At 60.5% G+C, this 21,654-nt stretch carries 20 protein-coding genes, 1 pseudogene and 1 riboswitch; of the genes and pseudogenes, 10 read left to right on the forward strand and 11 right to left on the reverse strand.

Features of this window, described 5'->3' with window-relative positions; all coding sequences use genetic code 11:
• Window positions 1–202: 202 nt before the first annotated feature.
• Entirely contained in the window at window positions 203–1,684 is a 1,482-nt protein-coding gene (gene gltX, locus ACW9IN_RS11205; protein WP_457365919.1) for a glutamate--tRNA ligase, read from the reverse strand.
• Window positions 1,685–1,888: 204 nt separating this feature from the next.
• Window positions 1,889–3,904, reverse strand: coding sequence for an excinuclease ABC subunit UvrB (gene uvrB / locus ACW9IN_RS11210; protein ID WP_457365920.1), 2,016 nt, complete (start codon window positions 3,902–3,904; stop codon window positions 1,889–1,891).
• A 341-nt stretch (window positions 3,905–4,245) separates the two neighbouring features.
• On the opposite strand from uvrB, the gene ACW9IN_RS11215 reads away from it, so the two are divergent.
• Both ACW9IN_RS11215 and ACW9IN_RS11220 read left to right on the forward strand, forming a co-directional pair.
• Window positions 4,246–5,442, forward strand: a complete 1,197-nt coding sequence (locus ACW9IN_RS11215; protein WP_457365921.1) for an amino acid aminotransferase — start codon at window positions 4,246–4,248, stop codon at window positions 5,440–5,442.
• A gap of 99 nt (window positions 5,443–5,541) precedes the next feature.
• Entirely contained in the window at window positions 5,542–5,751 is a 210-nt protein-coding gene (locus ACW9IN_RS11220; RefSeq protein ID WP_457365922.1) for a hypothetical protein, read from the forward strand.
• A gap of 55 nt (window positions 5,752–5,806) precedes the next feature.
• Here ACW9IN_RS11220 and ptrR read toward each other — a convergent pair whose 3' ends face one another.
• A complete protein-coding gene (gene ptrR, locus ACW9IN_RS11225; RefSeq protein WP_457366025.1) occupies window positions 5,807–6,679 on the reverse strand; it encodes a putrescine utilization regulator PtrR in 873 nt (290 codons plus the stop codon).
• Window positions 6,680–6,831: 152 nt separating this feature from the next.
• Between ptrR and ACW9IN_RS11230 the strand changes: the two genes are divergently transcribed.
• From ACW9IN_RS11230 to ACW9IN_RS11245, 4 genes are all read left to right on the forward strand, one after another.
• Complete coding sequence (locus tag ACW9IN_RS11230; RefSeq protein WP_457365923.1) at window positions 6,832–8,214, forward strand: aldehyde dehydrogenase family protein; 1,383 nt, start codon at window positions 6,832–6,834, stop codon at window positions 8,212–8,214.
• A gap of 71 nt (window positions 8,215–8,285) precedes the next feature.
• Window positions 8,286–8,480: riboswitch (cobalamin riboswitch) on the forward strand.
• 117 nt (window positions 8,481–8,597) lie between these two features.
• A complete protein-coding gene (locus ACW9IN_RS11235; protein ID WP_457365924.1) occupies window positions 8,598–9,608 on the forward strand; it encodes an ABC transporter substrate-binding protein in 1,011 nt (336 codons plus the stop codon).
• Entirely contained in the window at window positions 9,605–10,609 is a 1,005-nt protein-coding gene (locus tag ACW9IN_RS11240; RefSeq protein WP_457365925.1) for a FecCD family ABC transporter permease, read from the forward strand. Before ACW9IN_RS11235 ends, ACW9IN_RS11240 begins: the two co-directional genes overlap by 4 nt.
• Window positions 10,606–11,370: an ABC transporter ATP-binding protein gene (locus tag ACW9IN_RS11245; protein ID WP_457365926.1), complete on the forward strand. Its 765-nt coding sequence runs from the start codon at window positions 10,606–10,608 to the stop codon at window positions 11,368–11,370. The genes ACW9IN_RS11240 and ACW9IN_RS11245 overlap by 4 nt, the downstream gene beginning before the upstream one ends.
• Window positions 11,371–11,544: 174 nt before the next feature.
• On the opposite strand, the gene ACW9IN_RS11250 is transcribed toward ACW9IN_RS11245, so the two are convergent.
• The 5 genes and pseudogenes from ACW9IN_RS11250 to ACW9IN_RS11270 all read right to left on the reverse strand — a co-directional run bounded on the left by ACW9IN_RS11250 (window position 11,545) and on the right by ACW9IN_RS11270 (window position 15,666).
• Entirely contained in the window at window positions 11,545–12,780 is a 1,236-nt protein-coding gene (locus tag ACW9IN_RS11250) for a hypothetical protein (protein WP_457365927.1), read from the reverse strand.
• A 140-nt stretch (window positions 12,781–12,920) separates the two neighbouring features.
• Window positions 12,921–13,123: pseudogene (locus ACW9IN_RS11255) on the reverse strand (alpha/beta hydrolase); the annotation flags it as partial.
• Window positions 13,124–13,141: 18 nt separating this feature from the next.
• Entirely contained in the window at window positions 13,142–13,582 is a 441-nt protein-coding gene (tspO, locus tag ACW9IN_RS11260) for a tryptophan-rich sensory protein TspO (RefSeq protein WP_457365928.1), read from the reverse strand.
• Between the two features lie 65 nt (window positions 13,583–13,647).
• On the reverse strand, window positions 13,648–14,208 hold the full coding sequence (locus ACW9IN_RS11265) for a nucleotidyltransferase family protein (RefSeq protein WP_457365929.1): 561 nt from the start codon (window positions 14,206–14,208) through the stop codon (window positions 13,648–13,650).
• Between the two features lie 27 nt (window positions 14,209–14,235).
• Window positions 14,236–15,666, reverse strand: a complete 1,431-nt coding sequence (locus tag ACW9IN_RS11270) for an HD domain-containing phosphohydrolase (RefSeq protein WP_457365930.1) — start codon at window positions 15,664–15,666, stop codon at window positions 14,236–14,238.
• A gap of 105 nt (window positions 15,667–15,771) precedes the next feature.
• Here ACW9IN_RS11270 and ACW9IN_RS11275 point away from each other — a divergent pair, with 105 nt between their 5' ends.
• Entirely contained in the window at window positions 15,772–16,527 is a 756-nt protein-coding gene (locus tag ACW9IN_RS11275; protein WP_457365931.1) for an alpha/beta hydrolase, read from the forward strand.
• Window positions 16,528–16,623: 96 nt separating this feature from the next.
• A complete protein-coding gene (locus ACW9IN_RS11280; protein ID WP_457365932.1) occupies window positions 16,624–18,156 on the forward strand; it encodes a GMC family oxidoreductase in 1,533 nt (510 codons plus the stop codon).
• A 46-nt stretch (window positions 18,157–18,202) separates the two neighbouring features.
• Here the strand turns inward: ACW9IN_RS11280 and ACW9IN_RS11285 are convergent, their stop codons facing one another.
• Window positions 18,203–18,502, reverse strand: coding sequence for a hypothetical protein (locus tag ACW9IN_RS11285; RefSeq protein WP_457365933.1), 300 nt, complete (start codon window positions 18,500–18,502; stop codon window positions 18,203–18,205).
• Window positions 18,503–18,521: 19 nt separating this feature from the next.
• Complete coding sequence (locus ACW9IN_RS11290; protein ID WP_457365934.1) at window positions 18,522–18,755, reverse strand: hypothetical protein; 234 nt, start codon at window positions 18,753–18,755, stop codon at window positions 18,522–18,524.
• Window positions 18,756–19,246: 491 nt separating this feature from the next.
• Here ACW9IN_RS11290 and ACW9IN_RS11295 point away from each other — a divergent pair, with 491 nt between their 5' ends.
• Together ACW9IN_RS11295 and ACW9IN_RS11300 are read left to right on the forward strand one after the other, a co-directional pair.
• On the forward strand, window positions 19,247–19,477 hold the full coding sequence (locus ACW9IN_RS11295) for a DUF6124 family protein (protein WP_457365935.1): 231 nt from the start codon (window positions 19,247–19,249) through the stop codon (window positions 19,475–19,477).
• 631 nt (window positions 19,478–20,108) lie between these two features.
• Window positions 20,109–20,405: a hypothetical protein gene (locus ACW9IN_RS11300; RefSeq protein WP_457365936.1), complete on the forward strand. Its 297-nt coding sequence runs from the start codon at window positions 20,109–20,111 to the stop codon at window positions 20,403–20,405.
• Between the two features lie 147 nt (window positions 20,406–20,552).
• On the opposite strand, the gene ACW9IN_RS11305 is transcribed toward ACW9IN_RS11300, so the two are convergent.
• Complete coding sequence (locus tag ACW9IN_RS11305; RefSeq protein ID WP_457365937.1) at window positions 20,553–21,590, reverse strand: SDR family oxidoreductase; 1,038 nt, start codon at window positions 21,588–21,590, stop codon at window positions 20,553–20,555.
• Window positions 21,591–21,654 lie beyond the last annotated feature (64 nt).

A 21,654-nucleotide genomic window follows, 5' to 3' on the forward strand; every position in this document is an offset into this window, starting at 1 on the left:
AACCGTTGACCTCTTGCATGCCATGCAAGCGCTCTCCCAGCTGAGCTATAGCCCCTCATCGGTGAGGACGGGGCGAATCTTAATGGCGGTTTGGAAACGTGTCAAATTTATTTTCAACAATTTTCAAAATTTTTTGCCGGGATAACAATCACTTACCGGCGAAACCCCGGAAAACCGGGGTTTCGTCGTTACAACCGCCTGCTTAAGCGATAGCGCCCAGCAGCTTTTCCCACTCTTTGTTTTCTTTCTTCGAAACTCCGCCAAGCAAATCAAGGGCTTGGCGCAGACGGAAGCGCGTGAGGTCCGGACCGAGAATTTCCATCGCATCCAGCACCGACACCGAACTGGCCTGCCCGGTGATCGCGGCAAACATCAGCGGCATGGCATCGCGCAATTTCAACTCGAGGGATTCGACCACCGCCTGGATCGTCGCGGTGATGGCATCCTTCTCCCACTGGCGAAGGCTTTCGAGCTTCCACAGGATCAACTGCATCAACTGGCGTACCTGGTCACCCGAGAGCTTCTTGGACTCGAACAACTTGGCGTCCGGGCTCACGCCACCGGCGAAAAAGAACCCGGCCAGCGGTGCGATCTGGCTGAAGGTCTCCACCCTGCCCTGCACGTGCGGTGCGATCTTCATCATGTACGCGGGGTTGAACGCCCACTGCTGCACACGGCTGGCGAACTCGTCCACCGGCAGGTCGCGCAGCCACTGGCCGTTGAGCCACGACAGTTTCTCGATATCGAAGATCGGCCCGCCCAGGGACACGCGGGACAGGTCGAAGTTGTCGACCATTTCCTGCAGCGAGAACTTCTCGCGCTCGTCCGGCATCGACCAGCCCATGCGGCCGAGATAGTTGAGCATCGCCTCGGGCATGAAACCCATGCGCTCGTAAAAGGTTACCGATGTCGGGTTCTTGCGTTTGGACAGCTTGCTCTTGTCCGGATTACGCAGCAGCGGCATATAGCACAGCTTGGGTTGCTCCCAACCAAAGTACTCATACAGCTTGATCAGCTTCGGCGCCGACGGCAGCCACTCTTCGCCACGCAGTACGTGGGTGATGCCCATCAGGTGGTCGTCGACCACGTTGGCCAGGAAGTACGTCGGCAAGCCGTCGGTCTTCATCAGTACTTGCATGTCCATGCGGTCCCACGGGATCTCGACGTCACCGCGCAGCATGTCCGGCACCACGCACACGCCTTCGCTCGGCACCTTCATGCGGATCACATGGGGTTCGCCGGCGGCCAGGCGGCGCGCGACTTCTTCCTTGGACAGCAGCAGCGCGCGGCCATCGTAACGCGGGGTTTCGCCACGGGCCTGTTGCTCGGCACGCATCTGGTCCAGCTCTTCGGCGGTACAGAAGCATGGGAACGCGTGCCCCATGTCGACCAGTTGCTGGGTGTATTGCTTGTAGATATCGCTGCGCTCGCTCTGCCGATACGGGCCGTGCGGGCCACCGACGTCCGGGCCTTCCGCCCAGGTAATGCCCAACCAACGCAAGGCATCGAAAATCTGCTGCTCCGACTCACGGGTGGAGCGCAATTGATCGGTGTCTTCGATCCGCAGGATGAATTCACCGCCGTGCTGCTTGGCAAAGCAATAGTTGAACAAGGCGATGTAAGCAGTACCGACGTGGGGATCCCCAGTAGGCGATGGCGCAATGCGCGTGCGGACGGTGGTCATGGCAGGTCTCGAATGGGCGATGAATCTGAAAATTGAAACAAGGGGCGAATGGTAACAGCCCCAGGTGGTTGGGCTCCAGCCTGGGTGATTCTGATGGACCGCGCCGCCCCTAACGCAGGCAAGCAGTTCCCACCTCGAACGGTGAACGCGGTCAAAATGTGGGAGCCGGCTTGCCTGCGATGAGGCCAGGCCAGTCACAGCAGATCAAACAGCCAACAATCGCTCGCGCAACTTGCCAATCTCATCACGGGTCTGCGCCGCGGCCTCGAACTCCAGGTCCCGCGCCAACTGGTACATCTTCTCTTCCAACTGCCGGATGCGCTTGGTGATCTCGCTCGGCGAGCGCAATTCGTTTTCGTACTTGGCGCTTTCCTCCGCGGCCTTGGCCATGCCCTTGCGCTTCTTGCTGCGTGAACCCGGCACGGTGGCGCCTTCCATAATGTCGGCCACATCCTTGAACACGCCCTTGGGCGTGATGCCATGGGCCAGGTTGAACGCAATCTGCTTGTCGCGCCGACGTTCGGTCTCGCCGATCGCCCGCTCCATGGAGCCGGTGATGCGGTCGGCGTAGAGGATCGCCCGACCGTTGAGGTTACGCGCGGCACGGCCAATGGTCTGGATCAGCGAGCGCTCGGAGCGCAGGAAGCCCTCCTTGTCCGCATCCAGAATCGCCACCAGCGACACCTCCGGCATGTCCAGACCCTCACGCAGCAGGTTGATCCCCACCAGCACATCGAAGGTCCCCAGGCGCAAGTCGCGGATGATCTCCACGCGTTCCACGGTATCGATGTCCGAGTGCAGGTAACGCACACGCACACCGTGATCGGCCAGGTAATCGGTCAAATCCTCGGCCATGCGCTTGGTCAGCGTGGTGACCAGCACCCGCTCTTCTACCGCCACCCGCTTGTTGATTTCCGACAGCAGGTCGTCCACTTGAGTCAGCGCCGGGCGGATTTCCACCTGCGGGTCCACCAGACCGGTGGGTCGCACCACTTGCTCGATCACACGTCCCGCATGCTCGGCCTCGTAATTGCCTGGGGTCGCCGACACAAAGATGGTCTGCGGGCTGATGCTTTCCCATTCATCGAAGCGCATCGGCCGGTTGTCCAGGGCCGAAGGCAGGCGGAAGCCGTATTCCACCAATGTTTCCTTACGCGAACGGTCACCCTTATACATGGCGCCCACCTGCGGCACGCTGACGTGGGATTCGTCGATCACCAGCAGCGCATCGTCGGGCAGGTAGTCATACAAGGTCGGCGGCGCCGCACCGGCTTCGCGCCCCGAGAGGTAGCGCGAGTAGTTTTCGATGCCGTTGCAATAACCCAGCTCCAGGATCATCTCCAGGTCGAACCGGGTGCGCTGTTCCAGGCGCTGGGCTTCCACCAGCTTGTTATTGGCCCGCAGGTAATCCAGGCGCTCGGCCAACTCCACCTTGATCCCCTCGATGGCGCCCATCAAGGTTTCGCGCGGCGTCACGTAATGGCTTTTCGGGTAGAAGGTGAAACGCGGCAGTTTGCGGATCACCTCGCCGGTCAGCGGGTCGAACGCCGACAGGCTCTCGACTTCATCGTCGAACAGTTCGATGCGAATCGCTTCCAGGTCGGACTCCGCCGGGTAAATGTCGATCACATCGCCCCGCACACGGAACGTCGCGCGGGCGAAATCCATGTCGTTGCGGGTGTACTGCAAACTCGCCAGGCGGCGCAGCAGCTCGCGCTGGTCGAGTTTGTCGCCGCGATCGACGTGCAACACCATCTTCAGATAGGTTTCCGGGCTGCCCAGACCATAGATGCACGACACCGTGGTGACAATGATGGCGTCCTTGCGCTCCAGCAACGCCTTGGTCGCCGACAGCCGCATCTGTTCGATATGGTCGTTGATCGACGCATCCTTCTCGATAAAAGTATCGGAGGACGGCACGTAGGCTTCGGGCTGGTAGTAGTCGTAATAGGAAACGAAGTACTCCACCGCGTTGTTCGGGAAGAACGACTTGAACTCGCCGTACAACTGCGCGGCCAGGGTCTTGTTCGGCGCCAGCACCAGGGTCGGGCGGTTGATCTGCGCGATCACGTTGGCAATGCTGAAGGTCTTGCCCGAGCCGGTCACCCCGAGCAGCGTCTGGTGCGCCAGGCCAGCCTCGATACCTTCGACCATCTGGCGAATGGCCTCCGGTTGATCGCCGGCGGGTTCAAAGCGGGTGACAAGCTGGAAATCCGACATAACCTACCTCGTGAAGTCACCCCAGACTCAAAACCGCCAGGGACGAAAAGCTCAGCGACCCGCGAATACTCATCGCAGGTTGCAGGAAAAAACCATGATAGCTGGAGAAGTGGTGCCGAATGCGACCGGTTTCAAGGCAATCGTCCTACATGCCAGCCCCAAGCAAGCGTGCAATAAGACTAACGGTCGGCAAATAAACGGAAAAACTTGGCCGAAAAGCCGTTTCGGCTGTCGCCGTGAGCAGTGATGGCCTCTATACTAGCTCCCCGTTTGTGCACCGCTCTAGTGCATTCGGCTGGAGCGCGACACGTCCCTCCACTCTCCCAAAGAGCCGCCGCAAAATGAGCCTGTTCTCCGCTGTCGAAATGGCACCCCGCGATCCTATCCTGGGCCTCAACGAAGCATTCAACGCCGACACCCGAACCACCAAGGTCAACCTTGGCGTGGGCGTTTACTGCAACGAAGAGGGGAAGATTCCACTCTTGCGTGCCGTTGTCGAAGCAGAAGCCATTCGCGTGGCCCAACACGCTGCACGCGGCTACTTGCCGATCGACGGCATCGTGGCATACGACCAGGCCGTGCAAAAACTGCTGTTCGGCGCCGAGTCGCCGCTGCTGAGCGCAGGCCGTGTCATCACTGCCCAGGCGGTCGGCGGCACCGGCGCCCTGAAAATCGGCGCAGACTTCCTCAAGCAACTGCTGCCCAACGCCGTCGTCGCCATCAGCGACCCGAGCTGGGAAAACCATCAGGCGCTGTTCGAGAAAGCCGGCTTCCCGGTGCAGACCTACCGCTACTACGACGCCGCCACCCACGACGTGAACCGTGCCGGCCTGCTCGAAGACCTCAACGCCCTGCCGCCCCAGTCCATCGTGGTGCTGCACGCCTGCTGCCACAACCCGACCGGTGTCGACCTGAGCCCGGCCGACTGGCAGAACGTGCTGGACGTGGTCAAGGCCAAAAACCTGGTGCCGTTCCTCGACATGGCCTACCAGGGCTTCGGCGACGGCATCCACGAAGACGCCGCTGCGGTGCGCCTGTTCGCTGAGTCGGGGCTGACCTTCTTCGTGTCCAGCTCGTTCTCCAAATCGTTCTCGCTGTACGGCGAGCGCGTGGGCGCGCTGTCGATCGTCAGCGAATCCAAGGAAGAAAGCGCGCGCATCCTGTCCCAGGTCAAGCGCGTCATCCGCACCAACTACTCCAACCCGCCAACCCACGGCGCCGCCATCGTGGCCGCCGTGTTGAACAACCCTGAGCTGCGCGCCCAGTGGGAAGCCGAACTGGCCGAGATGCGCCTGCGCATCCGTGGCATGCGCGAGCAGATGGTGGCCGATCTGGCCAAAGCCGCTCCGGGCCACGACTTCAGCTTCGTCGGTCGTCAGCGCGGGATGTTCTCCTACTCCGGCCTGACCGTTGAGCAAGTCACCCGCCTGCGCAACGAATTCGGCATCTACGCGCTGGATACCGGGCGTATCTGCGTGGCGGCGCTGAACCAGTCGAACATTGGTGCGGTCACACAGGCAATCGTTCAGGTGCTGTAAGCCTGCTGCCGCTGCACCAAGAGGGGAAGCCGATGGCTTCCCCTTTTTCGTATCCAGCCCCTAGACTGAACGTGATCGCCCCTTTGCTGTGAGAACCCTATGAGAAACGACGACCTGGACCTGCGTGCCGACCGCGACGACCTGCATGACTACGCCCCACGCGCGCCGCAACCCAAGCGCCAGAAGAGCCTGGTGCTGCAAGTGGCGCTGGGGGTCTTTCTAGGCGGCCTGGCACTCTGGCTGGTGCAGCTGGGTGCGACCGCACTGATGGCGAAGCTGGCCATGGGCACCCTGCAATTCGGCGGCTGAAAACGATCAAAAGGGGGAGCAACTGTCTTGATGACCGATCGTTCCCACATTGGATCTAGGCAGTTACTAACCCGCGCTCCTCCAACAACTTCACAAAACTGTTCAAACTCTGCGACACCGTGCCCCGCCGCCAGATCAACCAGGTATGCAGGATGCGGAAACTGTCGCTCAACGGCCACACACTGACGGCCGTGAACCCCGGCATGCTTTCCAGCATGCTGCGCGGCATCAGCGCCAGGCCGGCCCCGGCACTGACGCAGGCGAGCATGCCGTGGTACGACTCCATCTCGAAGATCTTGCCCGGCACCGCGCCATCCTGGGAAAACCAGCGCTCGAAGTGGTGCCGGTACGAGCAGTTCGAACGAAAGGTATAGATGCTCTCCCCCGCCACATCCTGCCCCCGGGTGATCGGCGCGTGATGCAGCGGCGCGATCACCACCATCTCCTCCTCGAACACTGCCACTCCTTCCAGCGTGGCGTGCAGCACCGGCCCATCGACGAACGCCGCTGCCAGGCGCCCCGAGAGCACGCCTTCGATCATGGTGCCCGACGGTCCGGTGCTCAGGTCCAGCTCGACCTTGGCGTGTTTCTGGTTATACGCCGCCAGCAAACCCGGAATGCGCACTGCTGCCGTGCTTTCCAGCGAGCCGAGGGAAAACGCCCCCTGGGGCTCTTCCCCGGCGACCGTCGCACGCGCTTCCTGCACCAGGTCGAGAATGCGCCGCGCGTAGCCAAGGAAATTCCATCCCGCCGGGGACAGGCGCAAGCGGCTTTTCTCGCGGATAAACAAGGCCACGCCCAGGTCTTCTTCCAGTTGCTTGATGCGCGTGGTCAGGTTCGACGGCACGCGATGAATCAATTGCGCGGCGGCACTGATGCTGCCTTGCTCGGCGACGGCCTTGAAGATTTCCAGTTGCACCAGGTCCACGGCGTTCTCCCATCGTGAAGTGATCACTCCCGCGCTCTTCGCGGGAACCTTTATTCTCACTTTGAGAATGTATTGCTTAATATTATTCAGTTTCCAGAAAAGAACCAGCACCGTAGGCTGAGCCCCACTTACTCATTCAGCAGGACGGTGCCATGAACGCAACCACCCACGCTCTCTCGATCAACCCCGCCAACGGCGAAACCGTCGGCAGCTACCCCTATGAAACCGCAGCGCAACTGGACGCCGCTCTCGACCGCGCCACCAGCGCCTTCCGCACCTGGCGTCGCCAGCCGGTCAGTCAGCGTGCCGAACTGTTGCTGGCCCTGGCCGCCGCGCTGCGCGAGCAAGCCGAAGAAATGGCGCAAATGATCACCCTGGAAATGGGCAAACCCATCGCCCAGGCCCGTGCCGAAATCGAAAAATGCGCCGGGCTCGGCGAATGGTACGCCGCCCACGGTCCGGCCATGCTCGCACCGGAACCGACCCTGGTGGACAACGGCAGCGCCCAGATCGAATACCGCCCGCTGGGCCCTGTCCTCGCCGTGATGCCGTGGAACTTCCCGGTCTGGCAGGTGCTGCGCGGCGCCGTGCCGACCATGCTCGCCGGCAACACCTACGTACTCAAACACGCCCCGAATGTGATGGGCAGCGCTTACCTGATCCAGCAAGCGTTCCGCAAAGCCGGCTTCGCGCAAGGTCTGTTCGAAGTGATCAATGTGGCCAACGACGGCGTGTCCAAGGCCATCGCCGACCCACGCATCGCCGCCGTGACCCTCACCGGCAGCGTGCGCGCCGGTGTCGCCATTGGTTCCCAGGCCGGTGCCGCGCTGAAAAAATGCGTGTTGGAACTGGGCGGCTCCGACCCGTTCATCGTGCTCAACGACGCCGACCTCGACGCCGCCGTCCAGGCCGCGCTGATCGGTCGCTTCCAGAACAGCGGCCAGGTCTGCGCCGCCGCCAAGCGCCTGATCATCGAAGCCAGTGTGGCCGAAGCCTTCACCGCCAAGTTCCTCGAAGCCAGCCGCGCACTGGTGATGGGTGATCCGACCTCGGCCACCACCTATATCGGCCCGATGGCCCGCTTCGACCTGCGCGACGAGTTGCATGACCAGGTCCAGGCCACTCTGGAGGAAGGCGCGACCCTGCTGCTGGGCGGCAACAAGGTGCCCGGCGCCGGCAACTACTATGAGCCGACGGTGCTGGCCAACGTCACCGACCAGATGACCTCGTTCAAGCAGGAACTGTTCGGCCCGGTAGCGTCGATCATCACCGCCCGCGACGCCGACCACGCCGTGGCCCTGGCCAACGACAGCGAATTCGGCCTGACCGCCAGCATCTTCACCACCGATGCGGCCAAAGCCCGGCATATCGCCAACCAGCTGGAAACCGGCGGGATCTTCGTCAACGCCTTCAGCGTCTCCGACCCTCGGGTGGCGTTTGGCGGCATCAAGAAAAGCGGGTTCGGCCGCGAGCTGTCGCACTTCGGCGTGCGGGAGTTCTGCAACGCCCAGACGGTGTGGCTGGATCGCAAATAACCCGGCATTGTCCCCAATGCCAGTCAGTTAAGGAACCAAAGGGCGGCCAAGTTCCCCATCGCCTGCCCAATCGACTACCATACCGCGCCGGTTCCCAAACGGGACTAATAGGGAATCCGAAGCGCGGCCCGCCCGCGTCAATCGGAACTGCCCCCGCAACTGTAGCTGCCGAGCCTGCTCCCGAGCGCCACTGGACCTTGTCCGGGAAGGCCGAAGCGTGGTGATGACGCACGAGTCAGGAGACCTGCCGGCCCAAGCTCGATCACTAACCGGCGGGGTGTCCGGGAAGGACATCCTTGCCCTGCCCTTCAGGCGGTCCATGGCTGTATTTCCATTACCGTACCTCCCCAACTCACTGTACGGTTCAAACGGAGATTGCCCCCATGCTGCCACGTGTCACCGCCCTGTTCGCCGGCCTCGGCTTCTGCGCCCTGGCCCAGGCCGCGCCCACCCAGTACCCGTTGACCGTGGAAAACTGCGGCGCACGCGTCACCTTCCAGCAGGCCCCCGCGCGCAGCGTGACCATCGGCCAGGCTGCCACCGAAATGCTCTACGCCCTGGGCGTGGGCGATAAAGTGGTCGGCACTTCGCTGTGGTTCAACAATGTGCTGCCGCAGTTCAAGGCACAGAACGACAGCATCGAGCGCCTGGCCAACAACGAACCGAGCTTCGAGGCCGTGATCGCCAAGCGCCCGCAACTGGTGGCCGCCGAGCTGGAATGGGTGGTAGGCCCGCAAGGCGTGGTCGGTACCCGCGAGCAATTCCACGAGCTGAAGATCCCCACCTACCTGCTGCCCTCCGACTGCGAAGGCAAGGACAACCTGGTGGGCGCCGATGGCACGCGCCTGGAGCCGTTCCGCATCGAGACTATCTATAAAAGCATCAGCCAGCTCGCGCAGATTTTCGACGTGCAGGATCGCGGCCAGCAACTGAACGACGAGCTCAAGGCGCGCCTGGCCAAGTCGGTGGCCACCGCGCAGAGCAAGGGCCTCAAGCAGGCCAGCGCGCTGGTATGGTTCTCCAGCTCGGAAATGGCCAGCGACCCGTACGTGGCCGGACACAAAGGCATTCCGCAATTCATGCTGCAGACCCTCGGTCTGCATAACGTGGTGCAGTCCGATGAAGAGTGGCCCGCCGTCGGCTGGGAAACCCTCGCCAAGGCCAACCCCACCTTCCTCGTGATCGCCCGCATGGACCGCCGCCGCTACCCCGCCGACGACCATGAAAAGAAACTCGCCTTCCTGCGCAGCGACCCGGTCACGCGCAACATGGACGCGGTGAAAAACAACCGCATCATCATCCTCGATGCCCTGGCGCTGCAGGCCAGCATTCGCATGTTCGACGGGCTGGAACAACTGGCCACGGCCATCGACGGCTACGACTTGCCCAAATGATGCGCACCCTACTCGCCCTGGCCCTGCTGCTGGCCGCGGTACTGGCTGGCGTGGCCATCGGCGAAACCGCCATTTCGCCCGACGTCGTGTTTCAGGTACTGGCCAATAAACTGTGGGCCGCCGGCTACGTCCTCGACCCCATCGACGAGGGCGTGGTGTGGAACTACCGCCTGACCCGTGCCCTGGTCGCCGCCGCGTGCGGTGCCGGGCTGGCGACCTGCGGGGTGATTTTGCAATCGCTGCTGCGCAATCCGTTGGCCGACCCGTACCTGCTGGGCATCAGCGCCGGCGCATCCACCGGTGCGGTGCTGGTGGCCTTGATTGGCGTGGGCGGCGGGCTGGTGTCGTTGTCGGCGGGTGCATTTGTCGGCGCCATGGCGGCGTTTGCGCTGGTGATCTTGCTGGCGCGCGCCAGCGGTTCGGCCAGCGGCACCGGCCAGATCATCCTCGCGGGCATCGCCGGCTCGCAATTGTTCAACGCGCTCACCGCGTTCCTGATCACCAAATCCGCCAGTTCCGAACAAGCCCGGGGCATTCTGTTCTGGCTGCTGGGCAACCTCAGCGGGGTACGCTGGCCCTCGGTATGGCTGGCGGTGCCGGTGGCGATTGCAGGGTTGGCGGTGTGCCTGTGGCACCGTCGTGCGCTGGACGCGTTCACCTTCGGCAGCGACTCGGCGGCATCCCTCGGCATTCCGGTGCGCCGTGTGCAGTTTGTGCTGGTGGGTTGTGCGGCGCTGGTGACGGCAGTGATGGTGTCGATTGTCGGCTCCATCGGCTTCGTCGGTCTGGTGATTCCACACGCCGCGCGCCTGTTGCTCGGCACCGGGCATTCACGCCTGCTGCCGGCCAGCGCGCTTGGCGGTGCGTTGTTTCTGATTGCGGCCGATGTGCTGTCGCGCACCTTGATCAAGGGCCAGGTGATTCCCGTCGGCGTGGTGACGGCACTGGTCGGCGCGCCGGTGTTTGCGCTGATCCTGATCGGCCGGAGAAATGCCCGATGAGTGTACTGAGCTGCCGTGGCCTGGGTTTCAAAGTACGCGAGGCCGAGCTGCTGCGCGATATCCAGCTGGAGGTCCGGCCGGGTGAAACCCTGGGCATCGTCGGGCCGAACGGCTCCGGCAAATCCACCCTGCTCAAACTGCTCGCCGGGCTGCGTACGCCGGCATCCGGCGAAGTCTTGTTGGGCGGTCAGCGCCTCGGAGATTTGTCCCGTCGTGCCATCGCCCAACAACTGGCCGTAGTCGAGCAACAGGCCGACACCGACGACGCCATCCGCGTGTTCGACGCCGTGGCCCTGGGCCGCACGCCATGGTTATCGGCGCTGAGCCCGTGGTCCGCCGAGGACGACAGCATCGTGCGCCAGGCCCTGCACGACGTTGATGCCACCCACCTGAGCCATCGCGCCTGGCGCAGCCTCTCGGGCGGCGAACGCCAACGCGTGCACATCGCCCGAGCGTTGGCGCAGCGCCCGCAGATTCTGTTGCTGGACGAGCCGACCAACCACCTGGACATCCAGCATCAGCTGGGCATTTTGAAGGGTGTGCAAGGCTTGCCCGTCACCACGTTGATTGCCCTGCATGATCTGAACCAGGCGCTGACCTGTGACCGCCTGGCGGTGCTGGATCACGGGCGATTGGTGGCGCTGGGCAAACCGCTGGAGGTGCTGACGCCGCAGCGGCTGCAAGACACGTTCGGCGTGCAGGCGCATTACCTGACGGATCCGTTCGATGGGGCACAGATCCTGCGGTTGCGGACGGTTTGATCGGCTCACCCCGGAAGGCTCAGCCACGACGAGCGCCAGAGTGATAAAAACCGCAAGATCATCCAGGCCGCCATGACGCGGTAGACCTTGAACTCATACGGCCTCTATCTGCGTAACTCCCACTAATGCCGTGTATTCCAGAATGTTGTCCAATACAGCATCAATAACATCCGCCTAAGCCTGCTGAAGATCACAGTAAGCATATTTACTACGTCGCATGTATTCTTGCAGCTTTGTCGCATCGTTGATAGCCAAGCGCCCTTTAAGCAATATTAGATTAACAGTTGTGCGCTTCACTAAGTGCAGCGCCCCCCTCAACTGCCTTTTCGATATCGACGCAGAGCCGCTGTGAACAATTTTTGAGCGGACCCCATAAAAAGTCTTTACGTCTTTTTCAACCCGCAAACACTCTTCGGTTGTCCTACCGTTTAGAACAGCACACTGCTCCGCTATATTGGACATGATAGAGGCATTTATGACACCTTCTTCATTCGATTTCAGCAGCACCTCCAAAGCCACCGCCGCCTTTAAAAAAGCACTTGATCTGTTTGCCTCAATACTGGCCTCACCTGCCCACTCGATCGCTCTGGAGATTTTCTTCTCTAGGCTACCCTTCGGAAATATCATGATTTTCAATAATCCATCAATTCCCTCAATGCCATCTTTTGCGCAGTAACTCTCCAACCTCTCGACTTCAAAACTCTTATTGAAAGTGCTCTCCATTTCATCTTGACTCCACGTGCCTCCTTGCTGCGAGATTAGCGCCCGCTGAAAGGGGACCCAAGGCATTCTTAGTACACCTAAAGAGTAATCCTTGTATTCTTCACCCAGAAGAAACGCCACTACCAAATCCAGTGCATTAAAAGCCAGATTGGCATCATGCAATGCCCTCTCTTCATCCCTGGCCGTCAACACATACTGTATGACTGTGCGTCTTTGATGATTTCTCGGGAAATGAGCCTCCGGCGTTGTCAGGTTATCCAATTCAATGCAATCGATGTGTCGAGGAATATCATAAACAGTGAACGGTCCTAAATTAAACGGGATTTCACTATCACTGATGAGCGCACCATAATAGGTTTTTATTATTTTAAACTCTCTCATATCCCAAATATCTAAATTCTCTTCGAACGCCTTGACCCTTGCTTCCACGTCAGCGTCCAAAACCTCTTCACAATCCAACAATGTCTTCCCGATAATTCTCATCAATCCAGCTTCCGAAAAATACAGACCGGAACGTTGAGAAACAATTTCTAAAATGGCGGACTCAAACGCATCAGGATTCACTATATTCCTCAACGCATCCCTGCCCCAGTTTAAATTGTGCCCTTGCACCTGACGGTAATCACGGTTCAACGAACAAGAAGAAAATAAATTTCTCACATAGCCACGCTGTTCTTTATTCAACATAATAAACACCACTTCCCGACCATACTGCTTAACAACTCCTACTGCCCCGCTGCGTCTTGACACCACACTACCGGACACTGTTCAACCCATAAAAATCAGAAAATGCATTTTCAAGATAGTTTAATTCTCCGCGTTATCCATTATTGACTATATAACAGCACCCTGCCTGCCATCGGAAAATGTATAAACCCATGCGCCGCCTCCGGCACGAGATGCGTCTGCGCCCACGCGCCATCGCTCAGCAATCAACAGCGTGTCGTCCTTGAGCGGGTCACAATCCCCGACAAACATTCAGCGCCGGTGGCAAACCCTCGAAGCCGCCATACAAAGGTGAAAGCGGCGGGCCAGGCTTTAATATCCATCAGCGGTTATTGCGCAGGATCGAGAAGTTCAGCGCCGCCGCCACGCACAGCCACGCCAAGTACGGGAATAGGATCAAGCCGGTAATCAGGTCCAACTGCACCGCCAACACCACCATCGCCGCCACGACCAGCCACAACACAGTCAGAATCACCATGCCAGCGAGAATGCGATGGGCGCCGAAAAACACCGGTGTCCATAGTGTATTCAACGCAATCTGCGCCGCCCACAGCGCCAACACGACTTGGCTACCAGGGATCAGGCTGAGGCGGTAACCAGCCCAGGCGAGCAGCAGGTAGATAATCGTCCACGCCACCGGGAACAACCAATTGGGCGGGGTGAAGCCGGGTTTGACCAGAGATTCGTACCAGGCACCAGGTTTGAAGAGGATACCGGTGCTGGCAGCAGCGGCGCAGGCGAGCAGGAAAATGAAGAAGGTCATAGTCGGTCCTTGGCTGGGCATTTCAAGTTTGGACGTGCAGGACGCGGGTAAAAGTTCACTGTGATTCAGGGTGCGATGATGCTCAACCCAGGCCAGCGCGCCTGATAACTGCGGGCTTTCTGCCTGAACAGCTCAGGCTGCGGATGCAACGGATTGATGCGCAGCACGCCTTGCTCCACATCGGCCAGCCCGTACGGCGCATACAGCTCGCCCGTGGCAATCTCCAGGCCGATGCAGGTGCCCGCGACCAAGTAACGATCAATCCCTTGTTTAGCCGTGTGCAATTGCGGATAAGGCCGTCCAAACCGCTCGGCGTACCAGAGATGCACCCGCGCCTGGTTCTTCACTTCCACATTCACGCCCAAGTCCTGGAACAACCGCTCAGCCTCACGGATCACCGCATCTTCTGCCTCGTAGGACAGGTCCGTATCGAAGTAAAAAACGTCGTAATCCTTGACGCCCTGAGCCACAGGCCAATTCGCCTGATGATTCCACACCGCCTGGAACAGGCAGCCTGCCGTGAGAAAGCATTGCTCCAACCGCAGATCAGGCAAGCGCTCGACGAGTGCGGCATTGACGGAATTGGTCATGGCCAGGTTGAGCAGGTTTTCGACGGTCAATGTCATGTGATCTTCCTGTGGCTTCAGTACGGTTCAAATCAACCCCAGCGTCAGTGCCTTGAGGGTGGCCGCCGCTCGCGTGGTGCACTCCAGTTTGCGAAATACGCTTTCCACATGGGTGCGCACCGTGCTCGGGCTGATACCGAGCTGGCGCGCCACCTCCTTGTTGCTGCCGCCCTTGCTGATGCGCTGCAAAATCTCGGTTTCGCGCTCGGTCAGCGGGCCATTGTTGGCCTTGCAGGCTTTGATCGACGGCTCCCCGCGCGCCGCAGCGAATACCGCCTGGCAGGCACGCAAGTCGAAGCGGCCCTGTTGCGCGTCACTCTGCAATAGGCCGATAGCCTCGTCCTCACTGAACGCCGGGCGCCAGGGACGCTCGCTACGCAGCGCTTGCCAGGCCAGGGTAGCGCTGAGCAAACGATGTTCGTCCGTCAGCGCATCGCCGCTGAGGCTGCGGAAGTAACCACTGCCGTCCAGTCGCTCATACGCATGGGCGGCCAATTGGCCGGGCACTACGAGCGCCGGGATCTGCCCGCAGACGCGAGACGTCCAGTAAGGCACCAGGCGAGCTTGCTCCAGGTCATCGTCGAGCAGCGCACCGGGGGTGTTCCAGATGCGATTGGGCACCGCCGCGCGCCCGATACCGTGGATCAATGCCGCCTGGCTCAGGTTGTCGGCAGAGGCTTGCGACATGCCGGACAGCCCCGCCGCCGCGCGTACCAGTTCGGCCGAGCGCCGCGAATAACCGGCGAGCCAGGGCAGCTTGAGGTCAATCACATCGCCCACCAGGCTCAACGGCACGGCAGTCTGCCCGCACACAGGCTCTTGCGGCATCACGCGCAACGCCTCCAGCCAGTCACCGGCATGCCGCACCAGTTCGCTGGCCAGGGCGGCCGGGTAACGTTGATCGCGCTGGTTCGCGATCCATTGCAAGGCCACCTCCAGGCCATGAACCCGCGACAGAATCTCCAGGTCACCGGCCAGCACCACCAGGTAAACCACCTCCGGCACCTGCGGGTGACACAAGCCGAGCGGCCTGCCGCCGCCGTCGAATTGCTCGAACACATTGCGCAGGCCCTGCTCCACGCCGGGATGCAGGCCCAAGGTTCGGGCGATGTCGCCGGATACCTCGCAATGCACCTGTGCCAACGACTTCGCCCGATTCACCGCGCGTACACCCGCCGCGTCGAGGGTCTGGCTAAGCATCGCGTTGCGACCCTGCACATCATCGCCCAGCAATTCGGTAAAACCGTCGGCATTGGCCGTACACCCCGACCAGCGCAACAACGCCACCTGCCGGCCGATTTCAACGTGCTCATCGTTGCCGTGGCAGGTCTGGGCCAGCCACTGCACCAGCCGCGCAGTCCGTCGCGACTGGCCAAACGGCTGGCCCATGCTCAGGTCTCCGACCATGGACAACGCCAGGATCGCGCCGTCCATTTCGATGCAATCACCGTCGCTCATAACACCTCTGCGTTCCCATTAAATAGCCATCCTCGGATAAACGACCGATACCCGCGTCGCCCTCCAACGCCGACACTGGCCACACCCCCAACAGGAGATACTCCCATGTTCAAGCCCAAAGCAATCGCCCTCGCCTTCGCCATGACCGGCTCGCTGTTCGCCGGCGCCAGCTACGCCGCCCAACCTTCGGTAGTGATCGTGCACGGCGCCTTCGCCGACGGTTCCGACTGGGCCAAGGTGGTGCCGCTGCTGCAAACCCAAGGTATCAAAGTCACCGTGGTACAAAACCCGCTCACCTCCCTGGCCGACGATGTGGCCGCCACCCAACGCGTGCTCAACAACCAGGACGGCAACGTGGTGCTGGTCGGGCATTCCTGGGGCGGCACCGTGATCAGCCAGGCCGGCACCGATCAGAAAGTTCGCAGCCTGGTCTACGTGGCCGCCTTCGCCCCCGATGCGGGCCAGGCCAGCAAAGACCTGGGCAAAGACTACCCGGCACCGGCCGGCGTCAAAGACATTACAGCCGATAAAAACGGCTTCCTCTACATGACCCCGCAAGGCATGGCCACAGGCTTCGCCCAGGACCTGCCAGCGGAGCAGACCGCCGTGATGGCCGCCACCCAGGGCCCGATCCGCGCCTCGGCCTTCGATGACAAAACCAGCGCCGCCGCCTGGAAAGGCAAACCTTCGTGGTACGTGGTGGCCCGCGACGACCGCATGATCCAACCCGACCTGCAGCGTGCCTTCGCGAAAAAAATCGGCGCTCACGTCAGCGAAATTGCCGCCAGCCACGTGCCTCAACAGTCGCGCCCGGCAGACGTCGCCAAGGTGATCATCGAGGCCGTGAAGCAAAGCCAATAATGTTCGGCATTCTCACCACGGGCCCGGCACTTATCAAGGACGCACGGAAAAGTAAGTGCCCGGCCCTGCACACCCTTCGCGGATGGAAACGGGTTCATGTCTGACAACCATTTCGACTTCATTGTGTGCGGCGCCGGTACATCCGGCTCCGTGGTCGCGGCGCGCCTGGCGGAAAACCCCGAAGTACGCGTGCTGCTGATCGAGGCGGGAGGCGATGACGACCACCCGAACGTGACCCAGCCAGGCAACTGGCCCTTGAATCTGGGCAGTGAGCGCGACTGGAACTTCAGCGCCGCGCCCAACCCGCAGCTCAACCATCGCCAGATCCCGCTCAACATGGGCCGCGGCCTCGGCGGCGGTTCCAGCATCAACGTGATGCTCTGGGCCCGGGGGCATAAAAACGACTGGGAAGACTTCGCCGCAGAGAGCGGTGATTCGGCCTGGAACTACGCCTCCGTACTGAAGCTGTATCAACGCATCGAACATTACCAGGGCAAGCCCGACGCAGCCCGCCGTGGCAGCGGCGGCCCGGTTCACGTCCAGCCTGCCGACGCGCCCCAGCCCATCGCCCACGCCATGCTTGAAGCCGCTGCCGCACTCGGCATTCCGACCTTCGACAACCCGAACGGCCCGATGATGGAAGGCCGTGGCGGCGCGGCCATCAACGACTTGATCATCAAGGACGGCAAGCGCCACTCCATCTATCGCGCCTACGTCCGTCCACGGCCCAACCTCACCGTGCTGACAGAGACCCTGGTGAGCCGGTTGCTGTTCAAGGCACACCGGGTAGTGGGGGTCGAAACCCTGCGCGACGGACACCCTCACCGCTACTACGCCGACCACGAAGTGATCCTGTCCCTGGGCGCCATCAACACCCCCAAAGTGCTGATGCAGTCGGGCATCGGCCCTGAGCGGGAGCTGCAACGCCATGGCATTCCTGTCATCCAGCACCTGCCCGGCGTGGGCGCCAACCACCAGGACCATGTGTCCTTCGCCGCCATCTTCGAATACGCCACGCCCCAGCCCGTGGGCCACGGCGGTTCGGAAGCCACGCTGTACTGGAGCAGCGACAGCGCGCTGCGCCTGCCCGACATGTTTCACTGCCAGGTGGAATTCCCGGTGCCCAGCGCCGAGAACGCCGCGCTGGGCGTACCGGCCCACGGCTGGACCATGTTCGCCGGCCTCGCCCACCCGCAGAGTCGCGGCCACGTGAGCCTGTCCGGGCCCAACGCCAGCGACGCACCGATCATCCAACCCAACACCCTCACCCACCCGGACGACCTGCGCAGCGCCCTGCAAAACCTGCGGTTCGTGCAGGAACTGGGCGCCCAGCCTGCGTTCAAGGGCCTGGTCAAAAGCGAACGCCTGCCGGGCAACGTCAACGCGCAGGCACTGGAACGCTACGCACGCAACGCAGCCGTCACCTATTGGCACCAATGCGGCACCGCCAAAATGGGTCGGGACTCAATGTCAGTGGTCGACAGCCGCCTGCAGGTCTACGGCGTGCAAGGCCTGCGAATTGCCGACGCATCGATCATGCCCCACGTGACCAGCGGCAACACCATGGCGCCTTGCGTGGTGATCGGGGAACGGGCAGTAGAGGAGATTCGTGCGCAGTACCGGGTCTGACAACAGGCGCGCGCTGCCATCAGCGCGCACCTGACGCCGAGTGACGTCAATCGACCCCGGGAAACGAATCCACGTATTTGATCGTGAAATCCGGAAAGGAATCGACGATCTGGATCTTGTAGTCAGGGAAGCTGCTGACTGTTTTCCACTTGCCGGCCGAGTCAGGGAAACTGTCGACCTGCTTCACCTTAAGGTCCGGGAAGCTGTTCACCACCTTCACCTTGTAGTCAGGGAAGCTGTTGACGAACTGAATGTTGCCGTAAATCTTCGAGACATCCACCGACGTATCGGCAGACGCACAGAACGGAGCAATCAACAGCAGGGAAGCAACGAGCGCTTTGAACATGGGCATTTCATCCTGAAAATCAGCCTTTCAACTCACCGGCACGGTGAGTCGCCGCGTCATCGTAAACCACATACAGCGACTCGGCGATTTGGCTTTTGATCGACTTGGTGGCCTCCAGCCCCAATACAAAACCTTCGGCTTTACCACCCGCGCGGTTGAGGTCCTCAGGGGTCGCCGCACCGGTGATGGCGTCAAGCAATTTGCTGGCGTGAGGGCCAACGCCTTTTGGGAGAGTGATCGAATCGATGGACATGGGCGATACCTTGCAAGAGGAAAGTCGGTAGCGCGTGAAACCACTGCCGGGGTGGCATGGTAGACCGGTTTGGGGTGAAGGGGTCGGTTTTCGGGAAGACTGACGCGCCATTGTGCAAGCGCCCGCTGCTCGCGAAAACCTCAAGCGGGAGGGCAGCACCTGAAGGCAAAATCCGAAAGCCTCGCAACGCCTTGCTCCATTGCCTACACCTGCGCCAGAATCCGCCGGCTTGTGTGCCGGGAGGACGGAATCTAAGGTTGCGCGGTCGCTGAATGGTTCGGTGATCGGGTTTAGTAGCCCACGATTTAACCTAACAAGTGCATGAGCATCATCCGTCAGACGGCACCCGTCTGCGCTTGATGGTGGCTGTGCGCAGGGCGCCCTCGGGCGCGCCGGTTTTGTTAGGTTCCACCGGTCTACTAACCTGCGTACGGCTACCGCCCTTTTGTTTAGTAGCGATGGGGTGATGGCATCCGGTAAGGAACTTAACGATGGTTACTGATTCGACCACGCTCTTCACTGTCGCTCCCGACGTTAGCAACGAAGCTCTCATTACCAATAGCTACGAGACCTTTAGCTCGGTTAGTACGCTGCTGCTTGACCTATCCGAAGATCTGAACGGAAAACACCGTGACATTGCACTGGCGATTCATCAGTTGAGCGAACTGGGTGTGCTTCTGACTGCAAAACTCCTCGACCGTGAAGCACCCTGCTCACGATGAGCATCAGCAGCCCAAGTTACTAACCAGTTTTCCGTCAAATCGCCGCATGCCACCTTTACGACTCGGCGGCTTTGCTTCATGTAATCGACAGAAGCCGGAGCAAGGACCAATCTTTGGACTTGCCTTCGGATCGATTGAGATTTGGCTAGGTCGAGTGGGTGTTATCTGGTTCTTTATCGCGGGGGCAGCCGTAGTTGGGACCGCCATGGTAAATCGAGCCATGAGGCTGCTTTCGGCCAGAAGCAGCCGATAGGATTAGGACTACACCGAAGTCCTGTCAGAGATTATTTGTATGCTGATTGAGTGCCAAAGGTGCAGCCAAGGTTACGTTCGAGCAATGCGGGTGCGCTCCACAAATATTTCGCTGTGGGTATGCGAAGAGTGCGAAGCAACGTGGACGAGCCAGGATGAGATGAGTACCAGTAATTTTGATGACTACGGTACGTTAATGGCCGGCATTGGGCGCAGTTGTTTATGGTCAGAATTGGAGCCGCAGTGAAAAATTCGTTACCGCTTACTTTCTGTCAAATGTCCGCTTTGGGTCGAAAGCTGTCAGCCGTGGAGTCAGCGCTGCGACTCTTCGGCAAATGGTGGTACAAACTGAGCATATGACGACATGGATAGAGGCGAAATGAACCAGCTGAATCCCGATCTGCGTGAAGACCTCCTCGAAGTGCTGGGTGAGGTCTCTACACTGATGTCTGCTGAATATGCGCAGCTTGGCCCCTTGCCTGATGGTCATCCACTGGCACAGTCAGGTCTTGAGAATGGGGCGGAGATCGTTCTGGACTACATAGCGCACGGCGAGGCAGGTGTTGCACTCGATCATCTGTTCTACATGATCAAAGAGCCTCCTCTCGCTATCTCTGCCAGATCTACCGAGAAGCTGACTCGGCTTGCCAAAGTGTTCGAAATGCACTTGAGCTAAAGGGCGTGAGGTTTCATCGGACAGTAGAACAGGACGCGCCATTACCGGAGTGGAAGACGGCTATCGGCCAAAAGCAGCACCTCACACCAGACTGCTTTCGACCCTAAGCGCACGGTTGCTACCCATCAAACTACCGCACACCTCACCTCAGCGATGTTCAATCAAGCCGAGTTCGATAAAACTCCTGGCCGTTGCAATGATGGCGTCTTCCGGGCTGCGAGGTGCCCAGCCTAACAGTGTCATGGCCTTGGCGGCCGTGACGCTCATATCGACGCCCAACAGCTTGACCATGCCCAGCATCATCGGATTCGTTTTGGCAGCGGCACGAATGTCGTCATCGCTCAACTCCTGAGTGGAAACATGCCTGGCAGCCTCACCCAGATGATCGCGCAGCGTGCGTGCGACCTGCACCATCGGCAAGCTGTCGCCCGAACTGGCAAGAAAACGTTCGCCGTTAGCGGCCGGATGCGTCATGGCCAGCAGATGCAACTCGGCCACATCCCTGACATCCACGAAACACGAGTTGATGTTCGGGCAGCCAGGCTGTCCTTCCAGCATGTCTTTGATGATCCGGGTGGAGTGAGAATAGGTTGCGCCCAATACCGGGCCCAGCACCGCGACCGGGTTGATTGCCGCCAGTTCAAGACCTTGCCCTTGCGCACTCTGGATGAATTCCCAGGCGGCGCGTTCCGCCAGCGTTTTTGATTTCTGATACGCCCAGACATCGCCGCTGACATCACTCCAGTCGCTCTCATCAAACGGGCGGCGGTAGTCAGCTGAATGGCCGACGCCGACCGCACCGAACGCCGAGGTGAGGACAACACGCTTGACTCCCGCCTCGCTCGCGGCGCGCAGTATACGCAAGTTACCTTCAATGGCTGGGTTGACCCAGTCCGCTTCAGTCACCTGGTTGCCTGACGGCGTAGGCGATGCACCGTGAATCACGTAGCGACAACCGGCGACGGCCTCTTTCCAACCGTCATCGGACATCAAGTCGGCGACTACAAACGACAGGTCGCTCCCCGGGTCGACATCATGTTGTTTCAGATGCCTGCGTACTTCAGCTTCGCGCTCCAAAGTGCGCACGGTAGTACGAACCTTAAACCCATTCTCCAGCAGTGTGATGATGCAGTACTGGGCTATAAAACCTGTGCCCCCGGTTACCAATACAATGTGTTCACTCATGCCTGCCTTCCTCACCGGATTGATCGTCAGGAAAGGCTACCGGCCTGCTACCGGATTCTGAATA

The sequence above is a fragment of the Pseudomonas sp. SDO5271_S396 genome (genome assembly GCF_054071795.1).